The sequence below is a fragment of the Rothia mucilaginosa genome (assembly GCF_901875305.1).
Taxonomy (GTDB): Bacteria; Actinomycetota; Actinomycetes; order Actinomycetales; family Micrococcaceae; genus Rothia.
The window spans coordinates 195,788-222,288 of record NZ_CABFLY010000002.1 but is presented as its reverse complement, the minus strand read 5'-3'; the positions used below and the strand labels follow the sequence as shown (position 1 = coordinate 222,288).

Sequence of the window (26,501 nt, the reverse complement as noted above, 5' to 3'; positions counted from 1 at the left end):
GTCCTTGGAGAGATGTAACGGAAGTACTCCCCTGCCTCATCGACGTGCTAACGAAACACTCCGTGAACGTGCGGTGACACGCTCAACAGCAGAGGGAGTAGAAGCGCAAGTAATGCATAAATTTACCTACCCCTTTATCCTCATCGTTTTCCCAGGAAAATACAAGCTACCTCGAGGGTGTGTTCAATGTTTTTGGACGTATTCCGCGAATTTACCTTGAGCATCACGTGAATGTTGAACCTTCTTACGGGAGATTTACATTCCTTAAAAGGCAAAAACCCTGGTCAATCCAAGTATTCACTCCATCTTATATTTACACACCAATGTAAAAATTTACTTCACGTGGTATATCATGACTCCCCCGGCACCACCAATTTTCCGCTCACACAAATACCCCAATGCTACACAAAAAGCGGGCCCGTCCCCCGAGGCAATCCAACGATTGCATCGGGAGCCGAGCCCGCCTCACACAGCGACTTAGCGCGGCTACTCACCGCAACTATTCATCGCTCCCGCACGACAAATAGTCGACGGTTGTTTACCTTAGGCCTTGCGGCGGCGAACCAGGATAGCCGCACCACCGAGCAGGGCAATCGAACCCACAACCAGCAGGCCAGCCACACCGGTCGCACCGGTGTTAGCCAGGGCGCCCTTCGAAGAACCACTCTCACGGTGAGCCTGCGAAGAGCCGGAGGAATCAGCCTTCACGCCGTCCTTGGAGGGGTTGTCCTTGGAGGGGTTCACCCCATCTCGAGAATCACTCTTACCCTCGGTCTTTACGTCAGACTTTGCGTCGGTCTTCGCGTCAGACTTTGCGTCGGTCTTCGCGTCAGACTTTGCGTCCGACTTTGCGTCGGTCTTCGCATCCGACTTTGCGTCAGGTGCCGGTGCAGACGGCTGCGAGGGCGCAGGAATCGAAGAATTATCCTTCTTCACATCCTCCGACTTCGGCTCCTCAGCCTTCACACCGGTCACCTCAGGGTAACCCGCGAACTGCAGGGCAGTCGGGGTGAGGGTCACCGGAGCTGCGCTCGCGTCGGTGTCCTTCAGGCCAACCTTGAACTTCAGAATCGAGTTAGCCTTCAGCGGCTGCACCGATGCAGGAACATCGTTGCCCTGGCGGTCCTTGGTGGGCAGGGTGGTGTACTCGCTAGCGGTGCTAATCTCGCCGGTGGTGCCGTTGAGCACGTAGGGCAGGGTAACCTTTTCGTCGCGGTCCTTCTTATCGAGAACCAGCACAGAGCCGTCCTTGAGCAGGGTCACGTCGTTCGCTGCGGCACCGTTCATCTCGACCTCACCAATCACCTCGTCAGCGCGGCCGTCAAAGACAGCCACCTTACCGGTGCCGAAGTCGGTCACGTACACCAGGTCACTGTCCTCATCGTGCTCGAGTGCGAGCGCCTGGGTGCCGTACTTGACGAACTTCTTGAACGCACCGGTCTGCAGGTCATACACCGAAATACCGGAGTTAACGCCCTTCACACCCTGGGAAGAAACGTAAATCTCATTCAGCGAGTGATCAACAGCCACGTCGGAGGGGCGAACCTCAACGGTAGAGTCCTCGCCCTGAGTCTGGATAGTCTTCTCAACCTTGAAGGTCTTGGTATCCACAACAAAAATCTTGCCGCCGGTACGCTCGGGCACGTACAGCTTATCGCCATCGATGGCCATGTTCATACCGATGTAGCGGGTACCACCGTCGGGCGCACCCTCAAGCTGAATCTTCTCAACCTGCTTAGTCTTCAGGTCAATAGCAGAGACAAAGTAACGGCCGGTCACAAACGCCTTACCGGACTCGTGGTCAACCAGAACGGAGCGAGGATGCTCAATCCAGTTCGGGTCGCCTTTCTTCAGGCCCTCGTTGGTCCAGACGAGCTTAAGAGTAGCCTGGTCGTACACTGCGATGGAGTTATCGATGGTGTTGGTCACCCAGACGGTACCGTCCACGTCATCAACAGTCACACCGTATGCAGAGGTGTAGCCATACTGGCCCTTGTCGTTCTTCTTGACGGGCAGCTGAGCAAATGCCTCAGTCTTGAGGGTGTCAGCGTCCAGACGTGCCAGGGAAGAAGCCAAGTCGCCTCGCGCACCCACGGTGGGCACAAAGAGCTTGTGGGTCTTCGCAGAGTAGCCAACCTGGTACTGGCCGGGCAGGCCCTGAATAATGTTTGCCACGCTGTTAGAAGCGTCCACGGTGCGGTGTGCCTGAGCGACGGGGGTAGTAGCGTTGTTGTCGCTCGCCTTGGTCTTGGTAGCGGTTGCCGGGTAGCCCTGGAATTCGCGGGTTTCGGGGGTGACCTGCTTGACCTGGGAGTTGTCGCCCGCAGTTGCGGTGACCTTGAACTTCAGGATGGAGTTCGCCTGAATTTCAGTGGTCTTTGCGGGTACATCGTTGCCCTGGCGGTCCTTACTGGGCTTGCTGGTGACCTTGTCCGAGGTGCTGACGGTGCCGGTGGTGCCATCGAGCACGTAGGGTACGGTTGCGGTTGCGCCAGCCTGCTTGTCCACAGCAATAACGGAGCCGTTGGGCAGCACGACCAGGTCGTTTGCCTTGCCGCCGTTCATTGCAACCTCGGCGATCAGCTTGTCTGCTGCGCCGCCGTCAATCACGCCAACCTTGCCGGTGCCGAAGTCAGAAACGTATACCAGGTCGTTTGCTTCATCATTGTCCAGGGAGAGTGCCTGAGTGCCGACCGGGATGAACTTCTTGAACTCGTGGGTGGTCGCATCATAGATGGACACGCCGGAGTTCACACCGTTCACGCCCTGGGAGGAGACGTAAATTTCGTTCTGAGAGTGGTCAATCGCAATGTCAGAGGGGCGCACCTCGCCCTCAGCGTTGCCCTTGGTGTCGAAGCTGCTCTCCACCTTGAAGGTCTTGGTGTCGATGACGAAAATCTTGCCGCCGGTACGCTCGGGCACATACAGCTTGCCGCCATCGACCAGGATATTCATGCTGATGTAGCGGGTGCCGCCGTCGGGCGCACCCTCAAGCTGAATCTTCTGAACCTGCTTAGTCTTCAGGTCAATAGCGGAGACAAAGTAACGGCCGGTCACAAACGCCTTACCGGACTCGTGGTCAACCAAAACAGAGCGAGGGTGCTCAATCCAGTTCGGATCAGTCTTTGCGATACCTGCAGTGGTCCAGACCTGCTGCATCGTTGCCTGATCATACACGGCCAGGGAGTTGTCAGTCGTGTTAGTGACCCAGACGGTGCCGTCTACGTCATCAACGGTGATGCCGTAGGCTGCATCGTACTGGTAGCCCTTGTCATTCTTGATGATGGGCAGTTCAGCCACTGCCTCAATCTTCAGGGAGTTGGCGTCAATACGTGCAATGGTAGAGACCTGCTTGTCGCGGTCAGCAGTACCCGCAATCCAAATCTTGTTGGTTTTCTTGGAGTAGGCGACCTGGAACTGGCCGGGCAAACCCTGGGTAATCTTTGCCATCGCCTTGTCCGTGATGGTGCGAGCGTCACTGCTCTGGCTTGCTGCCGGGGTGGGGTCCGCAGCGAACGATGCGGGGATGGTGGTAACACCCGAGATTGCCAGTGCAAGCGAGCCAACGGCGAGGCCCTTGAATACCTTGCTCGATGCGAGGTTCATGTGTATGTCCTATCGTGTGGGTGGTGTGTGAACGGAGTGTCTCTCCCCCATCGTGGGGAAGAGCTCCCTGCTCGAGCTCTCGGTGATTGCGAGTTGACCAGCTTCAAGGCTGCTTGCGGGCCGGCCGCTCTCCTTGCAAGATGCGATGAACAGTGCTCACACATTATTAAGTAAGGTAACCATTAATTTACCTACTAGGCAATACTTACTTACTAACAAATTTTTTTCAAGACGAGGCACGTATATGACAAAAATATTTCGCCCCTTCTCTTCTCTCTCCCCCCCCCAACACCCGAACCCGAACATCAAACCCCGAACACAAGAAACCCCCGCCCTGGTCTGAAACCAGAGGCGAGGGTTTCTTATGCTCCCCACCCCAACCAGCAAAAACGCCAATCAGAGCACCGTCACCCACGTAGGCAACGGTAAAAGCAGTCCCAATATTAGGAAATATATGAGAAGTCAGTGAACAGCAAGTTCTGCAACTTGTAACGGCGAATAAAGCGAGCCAGCTCCGCGCGGGTCGTCGGGGCAGCCGGCTTGAACTCTCCTGAAGAATCCAGCACGATATCGTTCGCACCAGCCCACGCAACATAGCGATGCAACGGACCCGCACCCAGCACGTCACGGAAACGAGAGCCCACCCCCTCCTCCAGCTCGGAGAGCTGCACCTCAGCATTGTACTGATACAGCACCGCCATCAACTCTTCATGCGAAATCGGGGCGGTCGGGTCGATGCGCTCACCACTGGCAATCGGCTCGGTAATCTTGCGGTCGCGCGCCCAGTGCAGGGCGTTCGCGGCGGGGCGGCCAACTGCATCCGCATAGGGTGCAACCTCTGAGTTTTCGCTTACGCCGGGGCGACCAGCAGCGCGGTTAAGCAGGGCGATGGCCTCTTCGCGGGTGACTGCACGGTTCGGCTCGAAGGTGCCGGTCTGCGGGTTGGGGAACAGCCACTTCTTCTGGTTGGCCACACGGATATCGTCGGCGTAGGGGTAGTTACCGGGCACGTCTTCGAAAGAGGTCTTCAGAATCTTCGTTTCAACCACGGGAATACGAGCCGCAACCTGGTGCGCAATCTCCTGGCCCCAGGGGTCGGTGCAGATATCCAGCTGCAGGGCGTGGTCCACGCCTTCGGGCTGAATGAGTTCGATAGGGAACAGGTCGGTTCCACTGAAGGTGTCTTCGTCACCGTTGAATTCGGGAGTGAGCGGCCAGGAGCGCAGGGTTTCGAAGGAATTATCGCGCACGTAGCCGTGGCGCACGGTCAGGGTGGTACCTTCGGTGAGGAGTTCACGCAGGCCGTGTGCGGTGTAGCTGACGGTCATTCCGTCTTCAGTGATGATGGCGCGCTGGATGGTGAGGCGCGGTCCCCTGGTCTCCTCGACGGGGGCCGGGGACTCAGTGGTTTTGGGGGTTTCATCTGCATTAGCGACCTGCGCCTGCAGAGTGAGGGCACCTGCTGCGGTGGCAGCGGAGGCACCCTTCAGGAAAAATCGTCGTGAGAGTCGATGGTTAAGGAAGGGCATGGTTGTCCTATTCACTTGTCGTTTGAGTTGAGTGATACCCGAATGCAGGAGGCGTGGCGATTGCGTGTGCGGTGAGTGAGGCCGATACGCGGTTCCCCGGCGAGCGTGAGTGAGGCGCTGTGGGGTGAGTGCCGAGTGGATGCGCGGTGAGTGAGACCGGCATGGCTCCTAATTCAGCTATCAAGAATACCTTAAGGTTCGGGTTTGTTCGAGGGTCTGATGGGTTATGTGACGTTATGAGAAGAGGATGAGGTCCAGTATGTGAACTTCATAGTGTCTAGCGCTACAAATAACACAGGGTGGGTGTGTCTCCTATGTATCTTCAGATTTAGGAGTTATTGTTATTACAACCTTATCACCGTTGTGCTGATGCTCAACGGCGAGCTAACAACCCCACATCAAAGGAGCTTTTGTGGATAAGGCACTTATCTTTTTTGCCAAGTCGCGCTACGCTGACCTCTTCGGTGTTGCGCTGGTCGTTGCCATCGCAATCGGGTCCGGCTATCTAAGCACGAACCTCGCCAAGTACGTCGATTGGGGCCCCTGGACAAGCATTATTCCGCTCGGCCTCATCTCCGTCATCAACGTGGGTATCTCCATGATGTCCACCCGCCTCACCGGCCGCCTCTCAAACGTCGGTAATGTACTGGGCATCATCAACACGGCGCTATCCGGCACCATCGACTATATTCTGGGCAACAAGGCCGCAATCATCACCTACCCGGTAACTTTCATCGTGTACACCTTCGCAATTCGTAGGTGGCAGAACTCCGAACGCGGCAAAGCCATAGAACCGCCGACCGGCGCGAAAGGCCGGGCAATCATCGCCGGCATCGTGGTGGGATCATTCGCGTTCTCCCTCATCGCAAACTACATCGGCTACGGCGGCAAGACAACGTTCCTGTTCTGGATTACGACCGTGGTGTTCGGCCTCTCCCTGTCAGCGAACATTCTGAACGCACTGAAGCTGTCGATGCAGTGGCAGTTCTGGCTGTTCTACAACCTGGTGCAGTGCGTGAAGGCGCTAACCCAGGGCAACTTCGCGAACGTCGGCAAGTACGTCTTCTACATCATCAACAGCGTGGCAGCACTCCTACTGTGGACCCGCAGCGGCACCTCCGCTAAGGAGGCGGTGGTGGCGTAGGGAGTTCCCTAGCTTTCGGGCGTTGCCCTTTCTACTCGCTAACGCGTGAGGAGGCCCCTCGACCTGCAGCTTATTGTTGCGGGCCGAGGGGCCTTACCCATGCCCCGCGAGTGCGGGGAATACGTTGAGTTTCTTTCATTATTGCCCTTAATATAGGGCTCATCCCCGCTCGCGCGGGGAACACTCGTCCCCAAGACCCCAAGCAATAGAGACACTCGGCTCATCCCCGCTCGCGCGGGGAACACGCGACCTCAAGAGGATTCTAAGGAATGCCAGCGGGCTCATCCCCGCTCGCGCGGGGAACACGCATTTTTCGCGGCTGAGGGTCCAGCCGGTCGCGGCTCACCCCCACCCACGCAGGGAACACAAGCTGGCTCCGGCTTCTTCCTTGGCGCAGCGCGGCTCATCCCCGCTCACGCGGGGAACACAGGACAAAGACAACGGCACTAATCAAGAGAACCGGCCCATCCCCGCTCGCGCGGGGAACACTGGTGCTGTTCCTTTGCAGTGCGGCGGGCCTCGGGCTCATCCCCGCTCGCGCGGGGAACACTATTTAGCCGAAAATTTTTCTAAAATTTCTTGGGGCTCATCCCCGCTCGCGCGGGGAACACCCGCCGTCCATGAGATAATCACGGAGCCATTCGGGCTCATCCCCGCTCGCGCGGGGAACACCATCTTCACGGTCGGAAACATCCATGTCCCGCGGGCTCATCCCCGCTCGCGCGGGGAACACCCGCAAAAACGAGGAATGGCAGTCAACCCACTGGGCTCATCCCCGCTCGCGCGGGGAACACGAAGCCACGATATACTCAACGCGATATTTAGGGGGCTCATCCCCGCTCGCGCGGGGAACACAGACTGAAGAAGAATCGGTTGAGGCTTCTGACGGGCTCATCCCCGCTCGCGCGGGGAACACAACCAGACCCACCCGCACCGGGTGGGTTTTTCGGGCTCATCCCCGCTCGCGCGGGGAACACATTGGAGGTGTTACGGGCGTGCAGGTCTAGGTGGGCTCATCCCCGCTCGCGCGGGGAACACGTCTGGGGCTCAGCATAATCACCCAGCAGCGCGGGCTCATCCCCGCTCGCGCGGGGAACACGGGCACGCGGGCGAACACCTCGCGTTCGTAGCGGGCTCATCCCCGCTCGCGCGGGGAACACCCGTACAGCTGAATCCTTAGCATGTTCAAACAGGGCTCATCCCCGCTCGCGCGGGGAACACGTATCAACCGGCGGTGTAGAGATTGAAGATGGGGGCTCATCCCCGCTCGCGCGGGGAACACTGAATATAGGCGCGGTCACGCACCTTCCAAGCGGGCTCATCCCCGCTCGCGCGGGGAACACACGTCTTCTCCTCCTCCGTCCCCGACTTCCCTGGGCTCATCCCCGCTCGCGCGGGGAACACTTGAAGACCCTCGCCCCGGCACTGAAGGACCAGGGCTCATCCCCGCTCGCGCGGGGAACACCTAACGACACTGGTAAGCGCACTCTCTGGGTTGGGCTCATCCCCGCTCGCGCGGGGAACACGAGTTCGGCACTCTGGAGGATATTCTGCACTGGGGCTCATCCCCGCTCGCGCGGGGAACACTCTGAAACGCCCTGGCTGCTTGCCGTCGATGAGGGCTCATCCCCGCTCGCGCGGGGAACACCATTGCCCCGTAGCGTTTTGCTTTCACTCATGGGGCTCATCCCCGCTCGCGCGGGGAACACTGATGCAAGCTTTCCCTACAATTGCTTGACTCAGGCTCATCCCCGCTCGCGCGGGGAACACGCAAACATCCTTGAACCGCAAGGTTTTAATTCGGGCTCATCCCCGCTCGCGCGGGGAACACAGGACCAAAGTTATGGCTGCGTAGGCAGACATAGGGCTCATCCCCGCTCGCGCGGGGAACACCATCTCATACGACGGGGGGGGATGTGTTGTGGGGCTCATCCCCGCTCGCGCGGGGAACACGCACCAGGCCGAGCCGGGCAGCCTCCTGCACGGGGCTCATCCCCGCTCGCGCGGGGAACACCTCGCGCCGGTAGCCGGTGGGCATCTGGGTGTGGGCTCATCCCCGCTCGCGCGGGGAACACTGCGGATTCGTTAGGGCGCAAGTCCATTATAGGGGCTCATCCCCGCTCGCGCGGGGAACACGCTTTCGCAGACTTCCGCACCGACGTGCGGTGGGGCTCATCCCCGCTCGCGCGGGGAACACACCGGCGGCACTGTGCTCGGTGTGTGGCGTGCGGGCTCATCCCCGCTCGCGCGGGGAACACGCTCTCATGATGACTATTCCATATCTAAGGCAGGGCTCATCCCCGCTCGCGCGGGGAACACGGAGAGTTCCATGATTCTTTTTCCTTTCGTGGGGGCTCATCCCCGCTCGCGCGGGGAACACGTTTCAGCGATATCCCAGAGGGTTTCGTAGCCGGGCTCATCCCCGCTCGCGCGGGGAACACAGTTCGACCGGGCATCCCAGGCCGTTGAAAAGGGGCTCATCCCCGCTCGCGCGGGGAACACGCAGCCTGGCAAGTAGAGAGCGTGGAGCGCCTGGGCTCATCCCCGCTCGCGCGGGGAACACCAGCGCATCGACGTGAAGGTCTCCTCCGAATGGGGCTCATCCCCGCTCGCGCGGGGAACACTATACTGACTTCCTGCCGGGTCTGTGCACCCTGGGCTCATCCCCGCTCGCGCGGGGAACACCAGGAGCCTACACCATTGAAACGCTCATCTATGGGCTCATCCCCGCTCGCGCGGGGAACACTGAAACCGGTGAGATGAAGTTAGAAGAAGAGGGGGCTCATCCCCGCTCGCGCGGGGAACACTGTCTTTCTTCCGTTCGACAGCGTTGTGGCTGGGGCTCATCCCCGCTCGCGCGGGGAACACCAGGTGAGGCCCGCTCAACCCGATTCGTGGATGGGCTCATCCCCGCTCGCGCGGGGAACACCCGCGCAAAGAGGCCGCGCGGATATTGCCGGTGGGCTCATCCCCGCTCGCGCGGGGAACACTCAAGAGATTAAGGACCAGATTCCGGCCTACCGGGCTCATCCCCGCTCGCGCGGGGAACACGGAACCTATATTGACGGTTCCGGCACCCCTCAGGGCTCATCCCCGCTCGCGCGGGGAACACCTTCCCCCGCCTTCGCCTGGGGAACCGGCATTGGGCTCATCCCCGCTCGCGCGGGGAACACTGAGACCAATAGCACGGGATACCTGCGCCGTCGGGCTCATCCCCGCTCGCGCGGGGAACACTTTCCGTTCTGTCGAGACACAAGCAAGACCACGGGCTCATCCCCGCTCGCGCGGGGAACACAGACGGCGATATTACGAGCGCCGGTTTTCCTGGGGCTCATCCCCGCTCGCGCGGGGAACACACTTGGAGACGCTACCGGGCGTGTTGCTGGCCGGGCTCATCCCCGCTCGCGCGGGGAACACCTCCGATCAAGAACATTTTTACCGGCGCGGTTTGGCTCATCCCCGCTCGCGCGGGGAACACCGCGCGAGTCGTCTCTCCACACTCCCGCGTCTGGGCTCATCCCCGCTCGCGCGGGGAACACGGTCTCATTGGACGGGAAGCACTTTACGGACTGGGCTCATCCCCGCTCGCGCGGGGAACACGCCTCCATGTAAAAGCGGGCACAATCATGCTTGGGCTCATCCCCGCTCGCGCGGGGAACACCTAATGTCAATGGTCACGCGCCCACGTCGGAGGGGCTCATCCCCGCTCGCGCGGGGAACACAGTTAATGTCTTCTCGCTCACACTCGGTTACGGGGCTCATCCCCGCTCGCGCGGGGAACACCAGGACGAGGAATACCGTAACATTTGCGCATGGGGCTCATCCCCGCTCGCGCGGGGAACACCGCCGCCGCGAAGAAGACATCACGCGGCTCTAGGGCTCATCCCCGCTCGCGCGGGGAACACCGTCTACGGGCGCACTGTACAGCACGGCGTTAGGGCTCATCCCCGCTCGCGCGGGGAACACGTGGTGTTCACGGTTTCCCATTCCCCGGCGGCGGGCTCATCCCCGCTCGCGCGGGGAACACGTGAATCAACGGTTATTTTTGCTGATGTGGCAGGGCTCATCCCCGCTCGCGCGGGGAACACTCCAAGATCGCCGCGGTGGTATGTAAATCCCCGGGCTCATCCCCGCTCGCGCGGGGAACACTTAAATGCTATGGTTGATAGCACCTTGCCCGCGGGCTCATCCCCGCTCGCGCGGGGAACACTTAAATGCTATGGTTGATAGCACCTTGCCCGCGGGCTCATCCCCGCTCGCGCGGGGAACACGGCTCGAAATGCTGTGGGACCCGCGGAAGCAGGGGCTCATCCCCGCTCGCGCGGGGAACACTTGGTGCGCTTGTGCCGATGGTGACGACCATTGGGCTCATCCCCGCTCGCGCGGGGAACACACTTGCTGACATGGGGTTTTACCCCCTACATCAGCAAAATAGAATCACTTTGAAGCCAGAGCCCACATCCAGAATACACGATAAATAGTTACCTCTAGCCCCGACGAGCACGACGATATCTACTCGCCTTACTCCACCCAGATTTCGGCACAACCTTACGAACCACCGGACGATAAATCAGCTTCACACCCTCAAAATCGACAGGCTCCCAATCCGCATTATTCACCCGAAACTCAAGCCGCTGCTCATTGTCCGCCGGAAACACCATCGTCGCACGACCAGTACCACCCGACTCCAGCACACGCGCCCACAACTTCTCACGAATCCTAGCGCTCACACGACCCACAAAAACCCCAGGATTAATCTCCAAAAGCCATTTCGTCAAATCACCACGAAGACTCACCGGACAAGCAGACAAAACAATAACAATCATCAGTCCGCCCCTCCGTCACCATAATTCATGCCACCGCGCTGAGCCTCACCCTGCTCATTCCACAAACCCACAACATCCAACTCAAGCATCTCCTCAGGAACCTCCTCAGACAGCAGAAGCCGCTGAATATCCCGCACGACCCGCTCCATCACCTTCTCAGAACGAATACGGTCACGCACCGCCCTACGCGTCACAGACCCAATATCCATCCCCTCCGTATAGCCAGCAACCACCTCAAACGCAGCAGGAATCGTAATCTCAGCCTTATACAAATCAGCAACGTCATACACAAAAGACCAAGAATTCCCGGTATGCACAAAACCCAGCCCAGGCGCACATCCCAAAGACACAATCGCCGCATGAACAATCCCATAAAGCGCAGCATGAGCAGCCGACAACGCCTGATTAATCGGTGACCCATCACCAAAATTATTCGGATCATACTCACGGCGCTCCCACGGAACACCAGTCCGCTCAGACCACTGCCTATACACAGAACGCACCCTCGCGCCCTCCCTACCACGCAGTTGCTGCATCGTCAGCTCGCTCGTATCCTCACCAGGAAAACGCCACTGATACATCATGCGCGCCACAGCCAAACGGCTCCGCGTATTCGACACCAGCTTCGCCTGAGCAATCAACAGACGCGAAGAACGTGCCACAGACTTACCGCTCGCATAATAACGGACACCCTGCTCGCCAACCCACACCACCGTAGTACCGCACTCCCCCAACAAAGCCATCGCCTGATGAGTAATACGAGTACCCGGCCCCAACAGCAAAGCGCTCAAACTCGCAGCAGGGCAATGAACCACGCCCTCTTCCTTCACAAACGTCACCGCACTATCAGCACGGGAAATCGTCGCATGCTCGACATACACAAAACTCAAACGGTCAGAACTACGAAACAGCTCAGACGAGCTCGGAGGAATAGCCCCCTGCATGATCTTCTCCTATGAACATCAACGTACCAGCATCGGCACAAAGTATGAGTGAATAAAGAAAGGGCGGGGCACCATCACGCAGAACAGTCCCCCGCCCTTCACCCGCATTACCTAGCGGGACAGAGGCACCAACGTCAGAAGGCCCATGCCGTACGCCTTGCCCCTGCCCATACCGGAGAGCAGAGACTTACGGAACAGCTCAACATCAGTGATACGAAGAACACCGTCAAACTGAGCCTTACGGTGAGTCACCTTACCGACCTTACCCTCAGCGTTACGGCGGGCAAACGCAAGGTCCTGACGAGAAGAAACCATCGGGCACTCCTCAATATCCTGACCTTCAACCGCGGGAATTACCTCAAACCCCCACTGCGGAGCACGCTCACGAATCCACGCCCGCTGCTGCTCAGCCGTTACGTGCGGGAACACCTCACGCTTACCCGTCTGCTTATTCGTGTGACGCTTCACCGGGTTTGCGGCAAGACGGAAAGCCCACTCCTGACCGTTCTCCAGCTTCGCCAGCAAACGACCATAGTGAGCGCTCTCACCAGGGCGAATCTGCCAACCGGCCTGCTCTACAAGAGCCGAAAAATCAGGCTTCTCAGGGCTCAACATGTACAAAACCGGAGCATGCTGAGACTCATCCAAACGCCACAGGATGCGGCCCTCAGAAAAATCCGTATCCGGCGGCAAAGTCGCCATCACGGCTGCATGCATCGCCTGCGGGCTACGCAACAACTTCCACGCACCACGACGTTGCGGATTAATCATGAAACGAGAAAAATACGTCACGCTTCCACCACCACATTCAAGAAATCAGGTTCGGCAGGATTCTCGGAAGAATCCTCGTCCGCGGAGGATTCTGTAACACGAAGTTTTCGTCCCTGAGGGTTCTCCAATACCAGAGGCTCCGCAGTAACCACCTCACGCGAAGCATACTGACGATGCTCCGAGCTAAAACTCACCGGAATATCCTGAACCAAATCACCACGCTCGCCAGGCAACGCATCACGCAGGATGCGCAACGCTACCGGACTCGGAAAATCCTTACGGCGATACTCAAGAACCTGCCACTCCAACGAACGCAGAGCCTCCTCAGCGGGCTCCTCACGGATACCCAGGACAAGGTCGTAACCAGCCGGGCATGCGCGCCGTCCAAGGTACAGAGGATACACGGGCTTCTTCAGTGCAAATTCGATAGTCTCCAGCTGTTCACGTTCACCTTCCAGAGCCACCACGAAAACAGCATCTGAAAGGTACATACGGGTCGAAAGGGAAACGTCGCCTTTGGGATTTTTAGCCCAGTTCTTAGCGGTCTGATAGTCACGAATCAGGGTGCCCGAGGCATCCGTACGCACCGCGAACCTCAACGAAACCAAATCGTCAACCGGCTCGTTACGCGAGCGCCCCAAGGCTGCAGCAACCATTCCGATCACGCCAGATTTGCTCGGCTCATGCCCGGCATCACGGCGACGGAAACGACTCTGAGTACCCCATGACTGCAACGGCCCGCTCATCTTCAAGAGCAGGGTAGGCATTAGGACTCCTGAGAGGTGAGAGCAGTCAGCTGAGCTTCCAGGGACTCCAGCAGACCCTTCAGAGAAACAGACTCGCCAAGACCAGCTAGTTCTTCCTTGAGGTCCCCCAAAGCCAGAACATACGAAGCGACCGGCTCGTAACCGTATGCTTCTTCAATGTTCTTCGCTTCAAATGCAAGCGCACGAGCTGCAGCCACGCGGCGTCCATCAACCTCGGTAATGGCCTTCTCGAAGGCGTTCACATAGGAGATGGGGCGGTCGTTGCGAACGGTGACGATAACCGCGTCAGGCAGGGTGCGTGCGGCGAAAGAGTTCTGCTTACCGGTAGGCATGGAATTGATGAAGGAACGGACAAACGCCAGGGTTGCTTCAACGCTTGCAGAAGCATCACCCAGGTTAGCGTTCAACGCGTCCAGGTTGATGTTGGCGTAGCGGTAGAAGGTGCTTGCCGCCATCTCAACGGTGCCGATCATGCCCGCACCGGTAGAGTCATCAGAAGAACGAACAACGTCATCCACGGCGGTGTAGTAGTCGAAATCGGGTTCGGAACCGTGAACACTCAGGGCGTGTGCTACCTGGCAAGCGGCGTCAACGTTGAAATCGGCAGCTTCTGCCAACATACGACCGAAGAGAGCAATATCAACGCTGTGGTTGGTGTCGAGGATTTCCTTAACATCCTTCGCGGGAAGCTTCTCACCATTAGCTTCGATGATTGCCTGTGCCAGCTTGTCGATCTGCTGGTTGCTCAGCAGAATCAGGTAGCCAGAAACAGCACGGCCTGTTTCTTTGTCTTCCTTCTTCTTCGGCTTCTCCAGCTTAATCTTTGCCGCCTTGAACGCTTCCACGACAGCCTTTTCAGCCTGGTCAGCATCGAAATCGGGTGCAAGATTCAGGATGCGCGCCACTACCTTGTCAGCGACCAGGCGGGTACGTACACCCAGCTTCGAGCGGTCGAGATGCGATTCAAAATCACGGCGAATAACGGACTTCCAAGCCTGGCTGGAAACACGCTGACGCTGAACGCCGCCAAAGAAAGCGGACTTGGGGCTGCCGGTGTCGTCACGGTTAATGTTCGACGGGGGCAGGGTCTGCAGGGCGTGGATATCGACGAAAGTAGTCATGATGTTTTCCTTCTTTCAGGAGTGATAGTTACTTAGCAGTTTTGCTCGCATCATCGCGAGCAGGGATGAGTCCGTAGGAGAAGTCGCGGTTCCAGCGGTACAGCACCTTTTGACGCGTCATAGGATTCAGAAGACGCATGTAATCCACCGCAAATCGACCGTAATCAAAGGCAATACCTTCGGAACGGAGCAGAGTAATCAGGCTACGCAGATAATGCTGGCGCGCGTTCTCCGTCTGAGCGGTCAGCAGAGAATCAAAACGCTTCTTCGTTGAAGAAGTGGTCTGACTGACCAAGCGACCGACTGCCTGACCGAAAGAAACACCCGCAACATGCATAGGCTGGTTCTGTGACTGCTCATGCAGGGCAAAAAGAGTCAGCGCAGTGTATGCGGCGCTCTCCGCATTACTCGGCTGGTCGCCCTTGCCGCGGTACTCTTCAGGGATGCCTTCAGTACCATCTTCCTTTTCCAGGATGATTCCTAAGAGTTCCGGGTACTGAAGGGGTGATGCACCCACACCTCGGCGAAGCTGCGCCAGCTGGGCAGCGGCCGATGATACCCCGTTACTTTTCTGGTGGTACAGGCGCATCACTTTTGCCACGACAAAACGTTGCAGCTCATCTTGCGCGGTGTAATCACTCATTGGTTTCCTCCTTGTCAGAGTTAGATGTAGAGTCCCGGTAAGCGAGGGGGATAATCTTACGCAGACGACTTTCAAGCTGCCGCCTAGCAGTAGCTGCACTGTAGAAAGATTCATTCCCCAAACGATCTTTCACAAACGTTCCCATCATCGCTTTAGGACCAGCGCTATTTATCAAGAGCTCAGTTTCTTGGATAGCTGCGAGGCGCACTGTTTTCTGCCATTCTTTTTTCTGAAGAACAATATCTTCAGAAGAGTGCTGGAGAACAACCCACTGACGAAAAGAATCTTCCATGCGGTGGAGCAGGGCTTCTGTAACATCAGAGCAGAACTTATATTCCTTACCTGCGGCTTTCAATAGGTTGCCTGCGAACTGCCCCAGTGCATCCGCCGCATGCATAGTGGCTTGAATGTTCTCGCATACCATCTGGGACACCGATGCCCCTTCAACAGTTAGCAGGGAAAGTTCCATAGGGACATATTCAGAGATAACCTGGCTAACAAATGAACCATAAACGTCCCCATATTGAACACCAACTAATTGCACATTAACTACAGTATCTACAGGAAAGTATCGGCCTAATCCAAGCTGACGAATTACCGGAGCTGGCTTGTTCTGCTCATCTGACTCCGGATTTAGCCAAGCTAGCAAAGAGCTAGCCCCGTACCACAGCGAGTGCTCAGCCGTATGAAGTCTAGGAACCCATTCCAGCTTCTTATTACGGCGATATCCTGTTAGGTGGTCAACATAAGTATCCTTGTTATACCATTTGTCTCCATTAGCGATAAAAACCCCAACAATACAGTGCCCGTCATGTTGCAGACGAATACGACGTGACTGCCAGGTCAGAATCTCGCACATACCTTTCGCAGGGATTGCTACGTCTTTATATTGGGAAGCAGAGCCTCCGGTGTAGGCACGCGGTGCTGCGGTATCAGGCTCAGCGCGCTCCCAAACCGGCAAATCATGTTCAAACGATTCGGCGGTCAGTTGCTCATAGTCGAGGTTATACAGCAAGGTCTCCATCAGGTTAGCTCCGTGAACAATTACCTTGCCAGTTGCTCCGTACCAACCTGTTGATACACCGTATACTTTCCCAGCTTTTTCTCTAGGGTCTCCAGCAGCGGCTCCACGAGGCACATAGATGTCATAAGCTTGCAAAGTTATAAGACGCCTAGCTGCCTCAGCATACGTCAGAGTTTTCAAGGCAGCATCTGCAACCATTGTAAATTGTGGTCGTTTTGTTGTACTGACACGTGACTCAAGAAACAAATCAGTCAATTTCACCTTTGAAACACCACCTCCTCGAGGCCCCAATTCAGATACCTGCATAAAGGGACGGTCGCTTCCAGTCAGCCAGAAACGATTCCTGAAGTACTCAAGGTACCCAAGTACAGCAGCCAGATTGTCAGCATCGGACTCTCGCATCTGGCGAATCCAGGGAGCCACGCCACCGAAGGTCTTAACGCCTTCGCTAAGAAAAGTGGCACGCGCAAAGACAGCAAGAGCAACGCCCAAAATAGCCGTATCTTGCAACGGGTCACCAGTGTCTATCCGTCGAATCTTATAGGAATGAACAAACAAGTCTTTCAGAGAAACCTCAACATTTCTTCCGTCCACCCGTAATACAGGTATCCAACATTCGTCAAGCAGGTTGAATTGAGGTTCTTCCATGACAACCATTCCCACTCCTTTCTTCTTTGAGATCAGCTCCCTGTCGAATGACGAACAAGCGAGCAGAATATCGGACTCTGGTCCACAATGAGAGTAGACCAGGTAATTAAGCCTTGTCAGGAGGTTCTTTGAAGAGCCTTCATTGGCTTGTTGAGTTCATCATAGGACCATCAAGAAGGTTAAGTCAAGGGAATCTGCAATCTAATAATCGCATGTTTAATATTTTTGGCATACAATCGAAACAAGCACAGAATCCCCGCTCACGCAGGGAGCACATCAGCCATAAATAATCGCATTGGCTCATCCCCGTCTGCTTCGGGGAACATACGCCTCGCACCGCAGCGAGGTACGCATTAGTCTACCGTCTAAGGAGAATCATGGCACCCGCCCCTGAGCATCTTTCAACACCTGAAACAGCATCATTCTGGGCAAAAACAGGAGACAAGGAATCCCCCACTCGCGGCCTCTCCCTCGTTCAGCACATGTTCGATGCAGGTTCTGTAGCCGCCCAACTCTGGGACACATGGCTCGCGCCCGGTCTACAGAAACGATTCAGTGAGCATCTCCATCTCTCTATGGAAGATACACGCGCGCTGGTATGCTGGCTCACCGCTACTCACGACATGGGTAAGGCAACCCCAGAATTCTCAGGCCAACTGGACAAACGAGGTGACGAAAACCTTGCCGTGTACCGTCACCGTATCGAACAACAGGACTTTGAGTTCCCCGAAGACCTCGTCACTCCCACTAGCGGTTTGCGATGCCCCCACAGTAAATATAGCCAGAGCATCCTCATTCACCTGCTCACCAGCAATATTGAGAACATGCCGCGTGAAGTTGCTGTAACTCTCGCGAGCATATCTGGCGCACACCATGGCACACCCGCAGACTATCTCCCTGCCTCCACAGATTTGAGCAATGTCATTTTGGAGCGCCTCTCCCCCAAATGGCATGCAACCTGGCAGGAACTCTACGACATCACCCTGGAACGCTTCGGCGCGTCCTCGGCGTTGCAACAGCTAGCACAGCATGGACAGACTATCCCCGTCTCCGTGCAGTTCTGTATTACCGGTTTCGTCATCATGTCAGACTGGATTGCTTCAAACCCCGATTTCTTCCCCATGGGAACCTTCGGTTCAGCCAAACAGGAACAGCGAGCGCGCATCGGCTGGCAGGCTCTCGGACTCGAACAGCGTTGGATTGCCGCACTAGATACCAACCCCGACACCCCCGCTGCTGACCTCTACGCATCCCGTTTTGGGTGGAAGAATCCCACCCTACGACCCATGCAGGAAGTCGTAGTCGAAGCGGCACGCTCCATGCAAAGCGGCGGCATGATGTGCATCGAAGCACCCATGGGTCAAGGTAAAACCGAAGCCGGCCTCATCGCGGCCGAATTCCTTGCGCAGGCGACCGGTCGTACCGGCGTTGCCTTCGCGGCACCGACCCAGGCAACCTCGAATGCTCTCTTTGACCGTGTTATCGAATGGGTGAAATACCAGACAAACATTGTGGCACAAGAACACGGCGAACCTATTGAGCCGCACTCCATGTTCCTGGGACACTCCAAGAACCGGTTCAACAAGTCCTACGAAGCACTCTCCAAAGCAGATATTTTTGATGAGCCCTCTGCCTCTGCGCGAGACAACAACCGAAAAACCCTGCGCCCCGGAACGTCTCTCGCACGACACAGCTGGCTCAGCGGCACCAAGAGAGGGCTACTCTCCAGCTTTGTTGTGTGCACCATCGACCAGGTTCTTATGACCGCTCTGCAAGCACGGCATGTGATGCTCCGATACCTTGGCCTTGCATCCAAGGTCATCATCATTGATGAGGTGCACGCCTACGACGCATATATGAGCAAGTACCTTTCCGCTGCGCTCTACTGGCTAGGTCAGATGAATGCGCCGGTCATACTCATGTCGGCAACCCTACCATCAGCTATTCGTGATGATCTCATGGAGAGCTATGCCAATGGTCTGAAAATTGGGGCGGAGCCGCAGCACAACGCACCTGCGTCTTCATCGGCGCCCCAGAATGACATGATGGCGCGAATGATGGCGAATATTGCGAAAAATCAAGCACCTTCAACACCTGCCGTAACTGAAATTTCTCCTCTTGATTTGGATTACCCCGTCATTCACACGCTCACCGCCGAAGACAACGGAACTCCCAAGAAATGGAAGGTTGAACAGCCTGTAGAGCAAACCGAAATCGAGCTGAAACTCATTGACGACAGCCCCGAAAGCGTCCTGAACGTGCTCGAACCGCTCGCTAATGACCACGGATGTGCCGCAGTCATCTGCAACACTGTTGGACGGGCCCAGGAGATACACGCATTCCTGAGCGAACAGTTCGGTGAAGAGCACGTAATCCTCACTCACTCTCGCTTTACCGCTACGCACCGCACCGAGCAAGAAGAACTCCTTGTCTCGAAGCTCGGCAAGAAGGCGCACTATAGCGAAGTATACGAGGAGGATTCCTCGCGCCCACACCGCCTCATTGTGGTGGGTACCCAGGTCATCGAGCAGTCGCTTGACCTAGATTTTGACGTGATGATTACCGACTTCGCGCCGGTCGACCTGGTGCTTCAACGCATGGGACGCCTGCACCGTCACGATAGCCGTAGCAACTCAGAACGCACCTCCGCATACCGTAAGCCAGTGTGCTACGTGCGAGGAATTGAAACTTTCGGATCACACGATGAGGCACCCGACTTCCCGCGTGGATCCAAGGCAGTCTACGAGCCGATGATCCTGCTCAGCAGCTACGCGCAGCTACTCCCCCACTTCGACGGTGAACCTATTCGAATTCCTGCGGACATCAGTCCACTGGTGCAGAAGACCTACCAGGAAAATGCCCCTGCTGAGATTCCTAGTGCCTGGTCAGAAGTCTTTGAAAGTGCCAAGCAGGAGTGCGATAAGGGTAAGGATCTAGCCAATGTCCGCGCTAAAGGCTATCTGCTCTGCGCGCCTCATGGTGAACAGCGCACCATGGCTGACTGCATGAAGCGCCTCCTCAAGGCTGACGATCAACGATTCTCTGACGAGCAAATCGGCGAGGCAAAGGTTCGCGATACCGACTCCTCCTTGGAGGTTATTGCAATCGTAGTAGAGCGAAACAACCCGGGCAATCTCAAGAGTGCTATTAAAAGCTACCGACTCTTGCCTTCCGTCAGCAGTACAGACGAGGGCGATTCTCTCCGTTTTGATGCTTCAGCCGACGAGCCTCCGACTTACTGGCAGAGCATGCAGCTTGCGGCTTCGTCAATTCGACTCCCCTATCAGTACTCAGATGCACCCAAGAACCGGGTTAAGGGTGGAAAACTCCGCTTCGATGCCGCACTCGACCAACTGGAAAAGGAACGCATCGAAAACTGGCAGAAATCATTCATTCTAGAGGGGCAACTCATCCTGCCCTTCGAAGAGGTCGAAGCAGGCGTGTACTCGTACAGGCTCTGCGATTACGAACTGGTGTACACCACCCAGCTAGGCTTGCAAAGCTTCAAGCTGGATAACAAAGACTAGCCAAGACAAACAAAGACCCCCGCCGGGTGCTTTCAAAGGCAACCCGGTGGGGGTCTTCATATACGACATGTAGCGCGGTTCAGGTAAACCAGGCAAACCGGGCGGGCCTCGAGACTCGGAGGCTCTGCACAAACAGCGCGCCAAAACCCGAGCCGGCTAAAGCTCAGCCCAGGCGAACAGCGGAACTAGCGCTCCGCATCCTCACCCAGCAGGCCCTCACGAGCCAGCGCAGTCAAACGAGACACCGCACGGAAATACTTCTTCTGGTAACCACCAGCCAGCATCTCCGGGGTAAATACCTTGTCAAAAGGCACACCCGAAGACACAATCGGCAAATCCTTGTCATACAGGCGGTCAGCCAGTACCACAAAACGCAACGCCACCGACTGCTCCGTAATCGGCTGCACATCACGCCACGCAACACCCTGCAGGCCGTCAATCAGCTGACGGTAACGCGAGGGATGCACCTTCGCCAGGTGATCCACCAGGTCCGCGAAGTTATCGACGCCCACCGTCTTACCGGCGAACACCTCCTCAACTTTCGCGTCAAACTCGGCGTCAGACACCGGCTCGGGAGCATCGGGCAGACCACGGTGACGGAAGTCCTCACCGTCCACACGGTGCACCTCAAATTGCGAAGCAAGCACCTGAATCTCACGCTTAAAATCCTCCGCCGCGAAACGGCCCTCACCCAGGGCACCCGGCAACGTGTTCGAGGTTGCCACAAGCTTCACGCCGGCATCGGCCAGCTCACGCATCAGGCGGGACATGAGCACCGTATCGCCCGGATCGTCCAGCTCAAACTCGTCAATACACACCAGCTTGTAGCCGCTCAGCGCCTCAACCGTCTTGCGGAACGTCAGCGCGCCCACCAGGTTCGTGTACTCCACGAACGTGCCGAACGCCTTCGGACCGTCCACGTAATGCCACAGCGAAGCCAGCAGGTGGGTCTTACCCACACCGAAACCGCCATCAAGGTACAGGCCGGCCTTCGAGGTGTCTTTCTTCTTGCCGCCAAAGAGTCGTCCGAAAAAGCCGCCGCCGGAACCGCCGCCGTTAATCTTGTCGCCAAAATCCTTGAGCTTCTGCACCGCTTCAGCCTGCGAAGGCTGGTTCGGGTCGGGGATATAGGTGTCGAACGAAACCTCTCCAAAACGCTCTGACGGGCGGAAACCCGCCAGCAACTCATCAGCAGACACGCGCGGGATGCGGTCGGTCAAGTGTACGGTCGTGGTGGGCACAAAAACTCTTTTCTTCAGTGACGGCGATGTTACTACTCGCCTTAAGTGTAGTACTGTCAGCGCACGCGCGTGAGGGTGGTGAGTTGCCCGCCACATTACGGGCATGGGGAGGGGGTAGGGTGGGATATGCGGGAGGGGCTGCTGGGCTGGGACGCGGAGGGCGGGAATGCCAGGGCATGGGCGTTCGGGTGCGGAGGCTGAGGTGGTGCGCTCCTCGGGCTGGGTCTGTATCCCTACTTTCTATTTTACTTTTCTGACAAATAAGATTATAGTGAGGACTGTTTATTTTCGGAGGTTTTTATGTCATTTCTATCAAAAAATTGGGCAGGACTGTTAGTCTGTCTGATCATTTCTATCATCTCTTGGGTTTTAGGAGGATTTCTGCCTGTTGTGGGAGCACCTGTTTTCGCCATTTTTATCGGAATGATTCTCCATCCCTTTCTCACTTCCTATACACAACTGGATGCCGGTTTGACTTATAGCTCCAAAAAACTGCTTCAGTATGCTGTTATTTTGCTTGGGTTTGGACTAAATATCTCACAAGTTTTCGCAGTTGGAAAATCTTCCCTTCCTGTTATCCTTTCAACTATTTCAATTGCTTTGATTATAGCTTTCTTTTTCCAACACTTTTTTAACCTTGATACAAAGCTAGCTACCTTGATTGGAGTTGGATCTTCTATCTGTGGCGGTTCTGCCATTGCAGCGACTGCTCCTGTTATTCACGCCAAGGAAAAAGAAGTAGCCCAAGCCATTTCTGTTATCTTTTTCTTCAATGTCTTGGCAGCTCTTATCTTTCCAACTCTAGGTTCTTGGCTCCATCTTTCCAACGAAGGTTTTGCTCTCTTTGCGGGTACTGCGGTCAACGATACTTCCTCTGTGACAGCTACTGCTAGTGCCTGGGATAGTCTTTACAATGTAAACACTCTTGAGCCTGCAACTATTGTCAAGCTGACACGTACTCTAGCTATTATCCCTATCGTTCTCTTCCTCTCCTATTGGCAAAACCGTCAACAAGGCAACAACCAAGGAGTGAAGCTTAAAAAAATCTTCCCCGTTTTCATTCTCTACTTTATCCTAGCTTCTCTGCTAACTACTCTTCTCACATCTTTCGGTGTCAGCAATAGCTTCTTTTCATCTCTCAAACAACTCTCCATATTCCTCATCATCATGGCTATGAGTGCTATTGGTCTCAAAACCAACCTCATTGCTATGATCAAATCCAGTGGAAAATCCATTCTTCTTGGAGCCCTTTGCTGGATTGCTATCATCCTGACTAGTCTTGGCATGCAATTACTCATCGGTATTTACTAAGAAAAAGGGAGCCTAAAGGCTACCTCAGAACGTAGACAAATCAGATGGATTTTGGACTGTCGTTGGCTCGCTTTCTCAAGAGCAGCTGAAGGAAAAAGGGCTACTGAAATAACCCCATAACCATTGAGAAGCCACATGTGTTTCGAGAAGCCACGATAATGGTGGCTTTTCGAAACACATGTGGCTTCTCGGCGCATAGGTATCAGCGCATAGGTAACGGCGCATGGTGACTTCCGTAAAATGGTTGTATGGCTAAGAAAACTAAAGGTAAGAAGAGCGGCGCAGCAACCGCCGCCGTAGCACTGCTGACCGAGACGAACACCCCCTTCCAGATGCGCGAATACGAACACACCGAGGGCGTGACCTCCTTCGGCGAAGAGGCCGCGAAGAACCTCGGCGCTTCCGAGGAGCAGGTGTTCAAGACCCTGCTCATCGTGCACGAAAAGGAATTTGCCGTCGCGATCGTGCCGGTGTCTGGCAAGCTGAACATTAAGGCTGCTGCCGCTGCGCTGGGTTGGAAGAACGCCTCCATGTGCGACCCGAAGGTCGCCGAACGCCGCACCGGCTACGTGGTGGGCGGTATTTCTCCGCTGGGCCAGAAGACCCCCTCCCCCACCCTCCTGGACGAAAGCGCCCAGCTCTTCGATACCATCATGGTGTCCGGAGGCAAGCGTGGACTGGACGTCGAGCTCGCCCCCGACGACCTGCTGAAGCTCACCAACGGAAAGTACGCCGATATCCGCGCCTAACAGCCTCGTGCTGCCCCACGACAGAATATATCGGCACAGGCTGCGCACCGCGGCGGTTGAGGAAATATATTCCTCCGCCGCCGCGTTATGCATGTGTACAGATCAACGATTTAAAGGAGAATCCCATGGGTAACTCGTTGCCGGGTGTCGGCACCATCGCAAAGAATTGGCGTGAAGTCCTCCGCCCCGAAGAATATGCGGTGCTGCGCGAGGGCGGCACGGAGCGTCCCTTCACGGGCGAGTACTGGAACACACACACCGAAGGCATCTACTCCTGCCGGGCCTGCGGCACGGAGCTGTTCCGCTCGGACCAGAAGTTCGACTCGCACTGCGGCTGGCCGTCGTTCTTCGCTCCCCTGGCCGAGGACCGCGTGCGCTACCTGGAAGACACGACGTTCGGCATGCGCCGCGTCGAGGTGCGATGCGCCGCCTGCGACTCGCACCTGGGCCACGTATTCGAGGGTGAGGGCTACCCCACCCCCACCGACCTGCGCTACTGCATTAACTCGGTGTGCCTGACCCTCACCCCGGCCGAGAACGAAAAGGCCGAAGAGGAATAGCATCCAGAAGCGGCCCCGGGGCCACCCAAATTCCCCTAATTCGAGCCTCTCAGCTGGGGCGGGTAGAATGGCTTAGTGCCTTTGGGGGCCGCCGGTATGGTGTGCCCGGGGCGATTCCGTGCACAAACCTGAGCGTCAGAAGAGGATGGTTCCATGAGTAGCGCAGCTAAAGCGAACGATTCGCTGGCCCTTCAGGAGATTGAGGTTCCCAAGGTTGTTCCGCTGGACACCCCCTCAACGCCGATTCCCACGCTGGTTAACACCGAAAGCGGGTTGCGCCGTGCGGCCGAATCGCTGGCGGCGGCCTCAGGCCCGGTGGCGGTTGATACCGAGCGTGCGCAGGGCATCCGTTACGGTTCGCGTGCATTCCTGGTGCAGCTCAAACGTGAGGACAAGCTGTACCTCATTGATCCGGAGGCTTTCTCTAACCTGCGAATCATTAATGATGCGCTGGCCGACGCCGAATGGGTGATTCACGCGGCGATTCAGGACTTCCCAAGCCTCGACATGCTGGGCATGCGCCCCAAGCGCCTATTCGATACCGAGCTGGGCGCGCGTCTGGCTGGCCTGAAGCGCGTGAATCTGGGCGCGACGGTTGAGGAGCTTCTGGGCTACAGGCTGGAGAAGAAACACTCGAAGGAAGACTGGTCGCGCCGTCCCCTGCCGGAATCGTGGCTGAACTACGCACTGTTGGACGTTGACGTGCTCATTGACCTGCGCGACGCCCTGGAGGAGCTACTCCGCAAACAGGGCAAGCTGCAGTACGCGCAGGAAGAGTTTGCGTACCTGTGTGCGTCACCGGTAAAGAATCCCACGGATCAGCCGGAGCGTTGGCGCAAGACGAAGGGTCGCACGACCCTGCGGTCGGTCAAGCAGCTGACGGCACTACGTAACCTGTGGGTTGAACGTGATTCGCTGGCCCGCAAGAAGGACATCGATTCGAAGCGCCTGCTGCCCGATTCCGCGTTAATTGAGGCGGCCCGCACCATGCCCCGCAACGTGCCGGCCGTGATGGCCATCCCCGGTTTTCAGACGCGCGGTCTGCGCCGTGAGGGTCCCCGCTGGGTGCGCGCTATCGCATCCGCGGCCCGCGGTGAGAACGCGGTTCCCTACACCCTGCCCTCGACCGCTCCTCCCCCGTTGAAGGCGTGGGAGTCGAAGCGCCCCGAGAATCTTGCGCTGTTCACCGAGGTTCGCCAGGTGATTGACGACCTCTCCGAGCGTCTGACGATTCCGGCGCAGAACCTGATAACGACCGATTATGTGCGCCGATTGTGCTGGGAACCTCCGGCCCGTCACGACGAACAGTCCCTGAGGGATGCGCTGGCCGCTTACGGCGCACGCGCCTGGCAGACCGGCCTGGTCGCCCCCGCAATCGCACCGGTATTCGCAAAGCATTTGGGTTAGCTTTTGCTCAACGAAAGAGGATTTATGTCTACTTCTCAGAATTGTTCCTGCTGTCGGCAGGCGAGCGTTCAGGAGCAATCCGCTTCGGTCAAGCCCGCGGCAGCTGCCGAAACCGGCCTTGCGTCGGATGCAAAGTCGGCCTCGTCCCGTCTGTTTTCACGCCGAACGACCCTGGTGACCGGGGCCCTGGCCTCCACCGCGGCGCTGGCTTCCTGTGCTGAGGGTGGCGGCACGAAGGTCACCGTGCCCGACGGGACCGTGGATATGGCCGCCGCATCTTCGGTGGGCGTGGGTAAGGCTGCTAAGCTGACTCACGGTACCACAACCGTGATTGTGGCTCAGCCGTCCGAGGGTCAGTACAAGGCGTACAGCCCCGTGTGCACGCATCAGGGATGCCAGCTGCAGGTACAGGATTCGACTCGCATCGTATGCCCCTGCCACGGTTCGGAGTTCGCACCCGCCGACGGTTCGGTGGTGCACGGCCCGGCGAAAACCCCGTTGAAGACTTACCAGGTGCAGGTGAAGGACGGCCGTATTTTTGTGGGAAGTGACGGATAGGTTCCGCTTCCGCCTCGTTTTCATGCCGTGCATCGTTGAAAAGCACAGAAAATGAAGAACGCAGAAAGCCCAGCTACCCGGTCGGGGTAGCTGGGCTTTCGTGTCTCTAGCCTTTATGCGGTACG

The 26,501-nt window shown here is 57.0% G+C and carries 17 protein-coding genes and 1 CRISPR repeat array; of the genes, 7 read left to right on the top strand and 10 right to left on the bottom strand.

The features are described from left to right. Positions 1-543 precede the first annotated feature (543 nt). Both JX292_RS03085 and JX292_RS03080 read right to left on the bottom strand, forming a co-directional pair. Positions 544-3,606: an LPXTG cell wall anchor domain-containing protein gene (locus JX292_RS03085; protein ID WP_204861347.1), complete on the bottom strand. Its 3,063-nt coding sequence runs from the start codon at positions 3,604-3,606 to the stop codon at positions 544-546. A gap of 443 nt (positions 3,607-4,049) precedes the next feature. Then, entirely contained in the window at positions 4,050-5,135 is a 1,086-nt protein-coding gene (locus JX292_RS03080; RefSeq protein ID WP_204861346.1) for an S-layer homology domain-containing protein, read from the bottom strand. A gap of 412 nt (positions 5,136-5,547) precedes the next feature. Between JX292_RS03080 and JX292_RS03075 the strand changes: the two genes are divergently transcribed. Further along, positions 5,548-6,279: a nicotinamide mononucleotide transporter gene (locus JX292_RS03075; RefSeq protein WP_239653605.1), complete on the top strand. Its 732-nt coding sequence runs from the start codon at positions 5,548-5,550 to the stop codon at positions 6,277-6,279. Between the two features lie 398 nt (positions 6,280-6,677). Then, positions 6,678-10,672: a CRISPR direct-repeat array (repeat unit 29 nt; unit sequence GGGCTCATCCCCGCTCGCGCGGGGAACAC). 94 nt (positions 10,673-10,766) lie between these two features. Here the strand turns inward: JX292_RS03075 and cas2e are convergent. The 7 genes from cas2e to casA all read right to left on the bottom strand — a co-directional run bounded on the left by cas2e (position 10,767) and on the right by casA (position 17,032). Next, positions 10,767-11,105, bottom strand: coding sequence for a type I-E CRISPR-associated endoribonuclease Cas2e (cas2e, locus tag JX292_RS03070; RefSeq protein WP_083309163.1), 339 nt, complete (start codon positions 11,103-11,105; stop codon positions 10,767-10,769). Continuing rightward, complete coding sequence (gene cas1e / locus JX292_RS03065; RefSeq protein WP_204861345.1) at positions 11,105-12,049, bottom strand: type I-E CRISPR-associated endonuclease Cas1e; 945 nt, start codon at positions 12,047-12,049, stop codon at positions 11,105-11,107. Before cas1e ends, cas2e begins: the two co-directional genes overlap by 1 nt. A 111-nt stretch (positions 12,050-12,160) precedes the next feature. Next, entirely contained in the window at positions 12,161-12,841 is a 681-nt protein-coding gene (gene cas6e / locus JX292_RS03060) for a type I-E CRISPR-associated protein Cas6/Cse3/CasE (RefSeq protein WP_204861344.1), read from the bottom strand. Then, entirely contained in the window at positions 12,838-13,587 is a 750-nt protein-coding gene (gene cas5e / locus JX292_RS03055) for a type I-E CRISPR-associated protein Cas5/CasD (protein ID WP_204861342.1), read from the bottom strand. The genes cas6e and cas5e overlap by 4 nt, the downstream gene beginning before the upstream one ends. Further along, positions 13,587-14,708 (bottom strand): type I-E CRISPR-associated protein Cas7/Cse4/CasC, encoded by a 1,122-nt coding sequence (gene cas7e, locus JX292_RS03050; protein WP_204861341.1) that lies wholly within the window; start codon positions 14,706-14,708, stop codon positions 13,587-13,589. Before cas7e ends, cas5e begins: the two co-directional genes overlap by 1 nt. Before the next feature lie 28 nt (positions 14,709-14,736). Continuing rightward, positions 14,737-15,351, bottom strand: a complete 615-nt coding sequence (casB, locus tag JX292_RS03045; protein ID WP_204861337.1) for a type I-E CRISPR-associated protein Cse2/CasB — start codon at positions 15,349-15,351, stop codon at positions 14,737-14,739. Next, positions 15,344-17,032 carry a type I-E CRISPR-associated protein Cse1/CasA gene (gene casA, locus JX292_RS03040; protein WP_204861328.1) on the bottom strand — a complete coding sequence of 563 codons (1,689 nt, stop codon included), beginning with the start codon at positions 17,030-17,032 and terminating at the stop codon, positions 15,344-15,346. The genes casB and casA overlap by 8 nt, the downstream gene beginning before the upstream one ends. A 368-nt stretch (positions 17,033-17,400) precedes the next feature. Here casA and cas3 point away from each other — a divergent pair, with 368 nt between their 5' ends. After that, a complete protein-coding gene (gene cas3, locus JX292_RS03035; RefSeq protein ID WP_204861320.1) occupies positions 17,401-20,550 on the top strand; it encodes a CRISPR-associated helicase Cas3' in 3,150 nt (1,049 codons plus the stop codon). A 185-nt stretch (positions 20,551-20,735) separates the two neighbouring features. On the opposite strand, the gene zapE is transcribed toward cas3, so the two are convergent. Continuing rightward, positions 20,736-21,791, bottom strand: coding sequence for a cell division protein ZapE (gene zapE / locus JX292_RS03030; RefSeq protein ID WP_204861312.1), 1,056 nt, complete (start codon positions 21,789-21,791; stop codon positions 20,736-20,738). Positions 21,792-22,091: 300 nt separating this feature from the next. Between zapE and JX292_RS03025 the strand changes: the two genes are divergently transcribed. The 5 genes from JX292_RS03025 to JX292_RS03005 all read left to right on the top strand — a co-directional run bounded on the left by JX292_RS03025 (position 22,092) and on the right by JX292_RS03005 (position 26,376). Further along, entirely contained in the window at positions 22,092-23,102 is a 1,011-nt protein-coding gene (locus JX292_RS03025; RefSeq protein ID WP_204861303.1) for a YeiH family protein, read from the top strand. A gap of 248 nt (positions 23,103-23,350) precedes the next feature. Then, the gene (gene ybaK, locus JX292_RS03020) at positions 23,351-23,851 is read left to right on the top strand and encodes a Cys-tRNA(Pro) deacylase (RefSeq protein WP_204861300.1); all 501 of its coding nucleotides are present in this window, start codon (positions 23,351-23,353) and stop codon (positions 23,849-23,851) included. Positions 23,852-23,976: 125 nt separating this feature from the next. Further along, positions 23,977-24,411 carry a peptide-methionine (R)-S-oxide reductase MsrB gene (msrB, locus tag JX292_RS03015; RefSeq protein WP_049347611.1) on the top strand — a complete coding sequence of 145 codons (435 nt, stop codon included), beginning with the start codon at positions 23,977-23,979 and terminating at the stop codon, positions 24,409-24,411. Between the two features lie 153 nt (positions 24,412-24,564). After that, on the top strand, positions 24,565-25,818 hold the full coding sequence (locus JX292_RS03010; RefSeq protein WP_204861296.1) for an HRDC domain-containing protein: 1,254 nt from the start codon (positions 24,565-24,567) through the stop codon (positions 25,816-25,818). Positions 25,819-25,842: 24 nt separating this feature from the next. Continuing rightward, positions 25,843-26,376: a Rieske (2Fe-2S) protein gene (locus JX292_RS03005; RefSeq protein ID WP_204861295.1), complete on the top strand. Its 534-nt coding sequence runs from the start codon at positions 25,843-25,845 to the stop codon at positions 26,374-26,376. Positions 26,377-26,501: the final 125 nt, after the last annotated feature.

Bases quoted from the DNA above. Each gene is read 5' to 3' on its own strand.
- casB (WP_204861337.1), bottom strand. From the start codon at position 15,351: ATGAGTGATTACACCGCGCAAGATGAGCTGCAACGTTTTGTCGTGGCA.
- cas1e (WP_204861345.1), bottom strand. From the start codon at position 12,049: ATGCAGGGGGCTATTCCTCCGAGCTCGTCTGAGCTGTTTCGTAGTTCT.
- cas2e (WP_083309163.1), bottom strand. From the start codon at position 11,105: ATGATTGTTATTGTTTTGTCTGCTTGTCCGGTGAGTCTTCGTGGTGAT.
- JX292_RS03010 (WP_204861296.1), top strand. From the start codon at position 24,565: ATGAGTAGCGCAGCTAAAGCGAACGATTCGCTGGCCCTTCAGGAGATT.
- JX292_RS03080 (WP_204861346.1), bottom strand. From the start codon at position 5,135: ATGCCCTTCCTTAACCATCGACTCTCACGACGATTTTTCCTGAAGGGT.
- cas7e (WP_204861341.1), bottom strand. From the start codon at position 14,708: ATGACTACTTTCGTCGATATCCACGCCCTGCAGACCCTGCCCCCGTCG.
- cas3 (WP_204861320.1), top strand. From the start codon at position 17,401: ATGGCACCCGCCCCTGAGCATCTTTCAACACCTGAAACAGCATCATTC.
- JX292_RS03005 (WP_204861295.1), top strand. From the start codon at position 25,843: ATGTCTACTTCTCAGAATTGTTCCTGCTGTCGGCAGGCGAGCGTTCAG.
- casA (WP_204861328.1), bottom strand. From the start codon at position 17,032: ATGGTTGTCATGGAAGAACCTCAATTCAACCTGCTTGACGAATGTTGG.
- msrB (WP_049347611.1), top strand. From the start codon at position 23,977: ATGGGTAACTCGTTGCCGGGTGTCGGCACCATCGCAAAGAATTGGCGT.
- ybaK (WP_204861300.1), top strand. From the start codon at position 23,351: ATGGCTAAGAAAACTAAAGGTAAGAAGAGCGGCGCAGCAACCGCCGCC.
- JX292_RS03025 (WP_204861303.1), top strand. From the start codon at position 22,092: ATGTCATTTCTATCAAAAAATTGGGCAGGACTGTTAGTCTGTCTGATC.
- JX292_RS03085 (WP_204861347.1), bottom strand. From the start codon at position 3,606: ATGAACCTCGCATCGAGCAAGGTATTCAAGGGCCTCGCCGTTGGCTCG.
- cas5e (WP_204861342.1), bottom strand. From the start codon at position 13,587: ATGCCTACCCTGCTCTTGAAGATGAGCGGGCCGTTGCAGTCATGGGGT.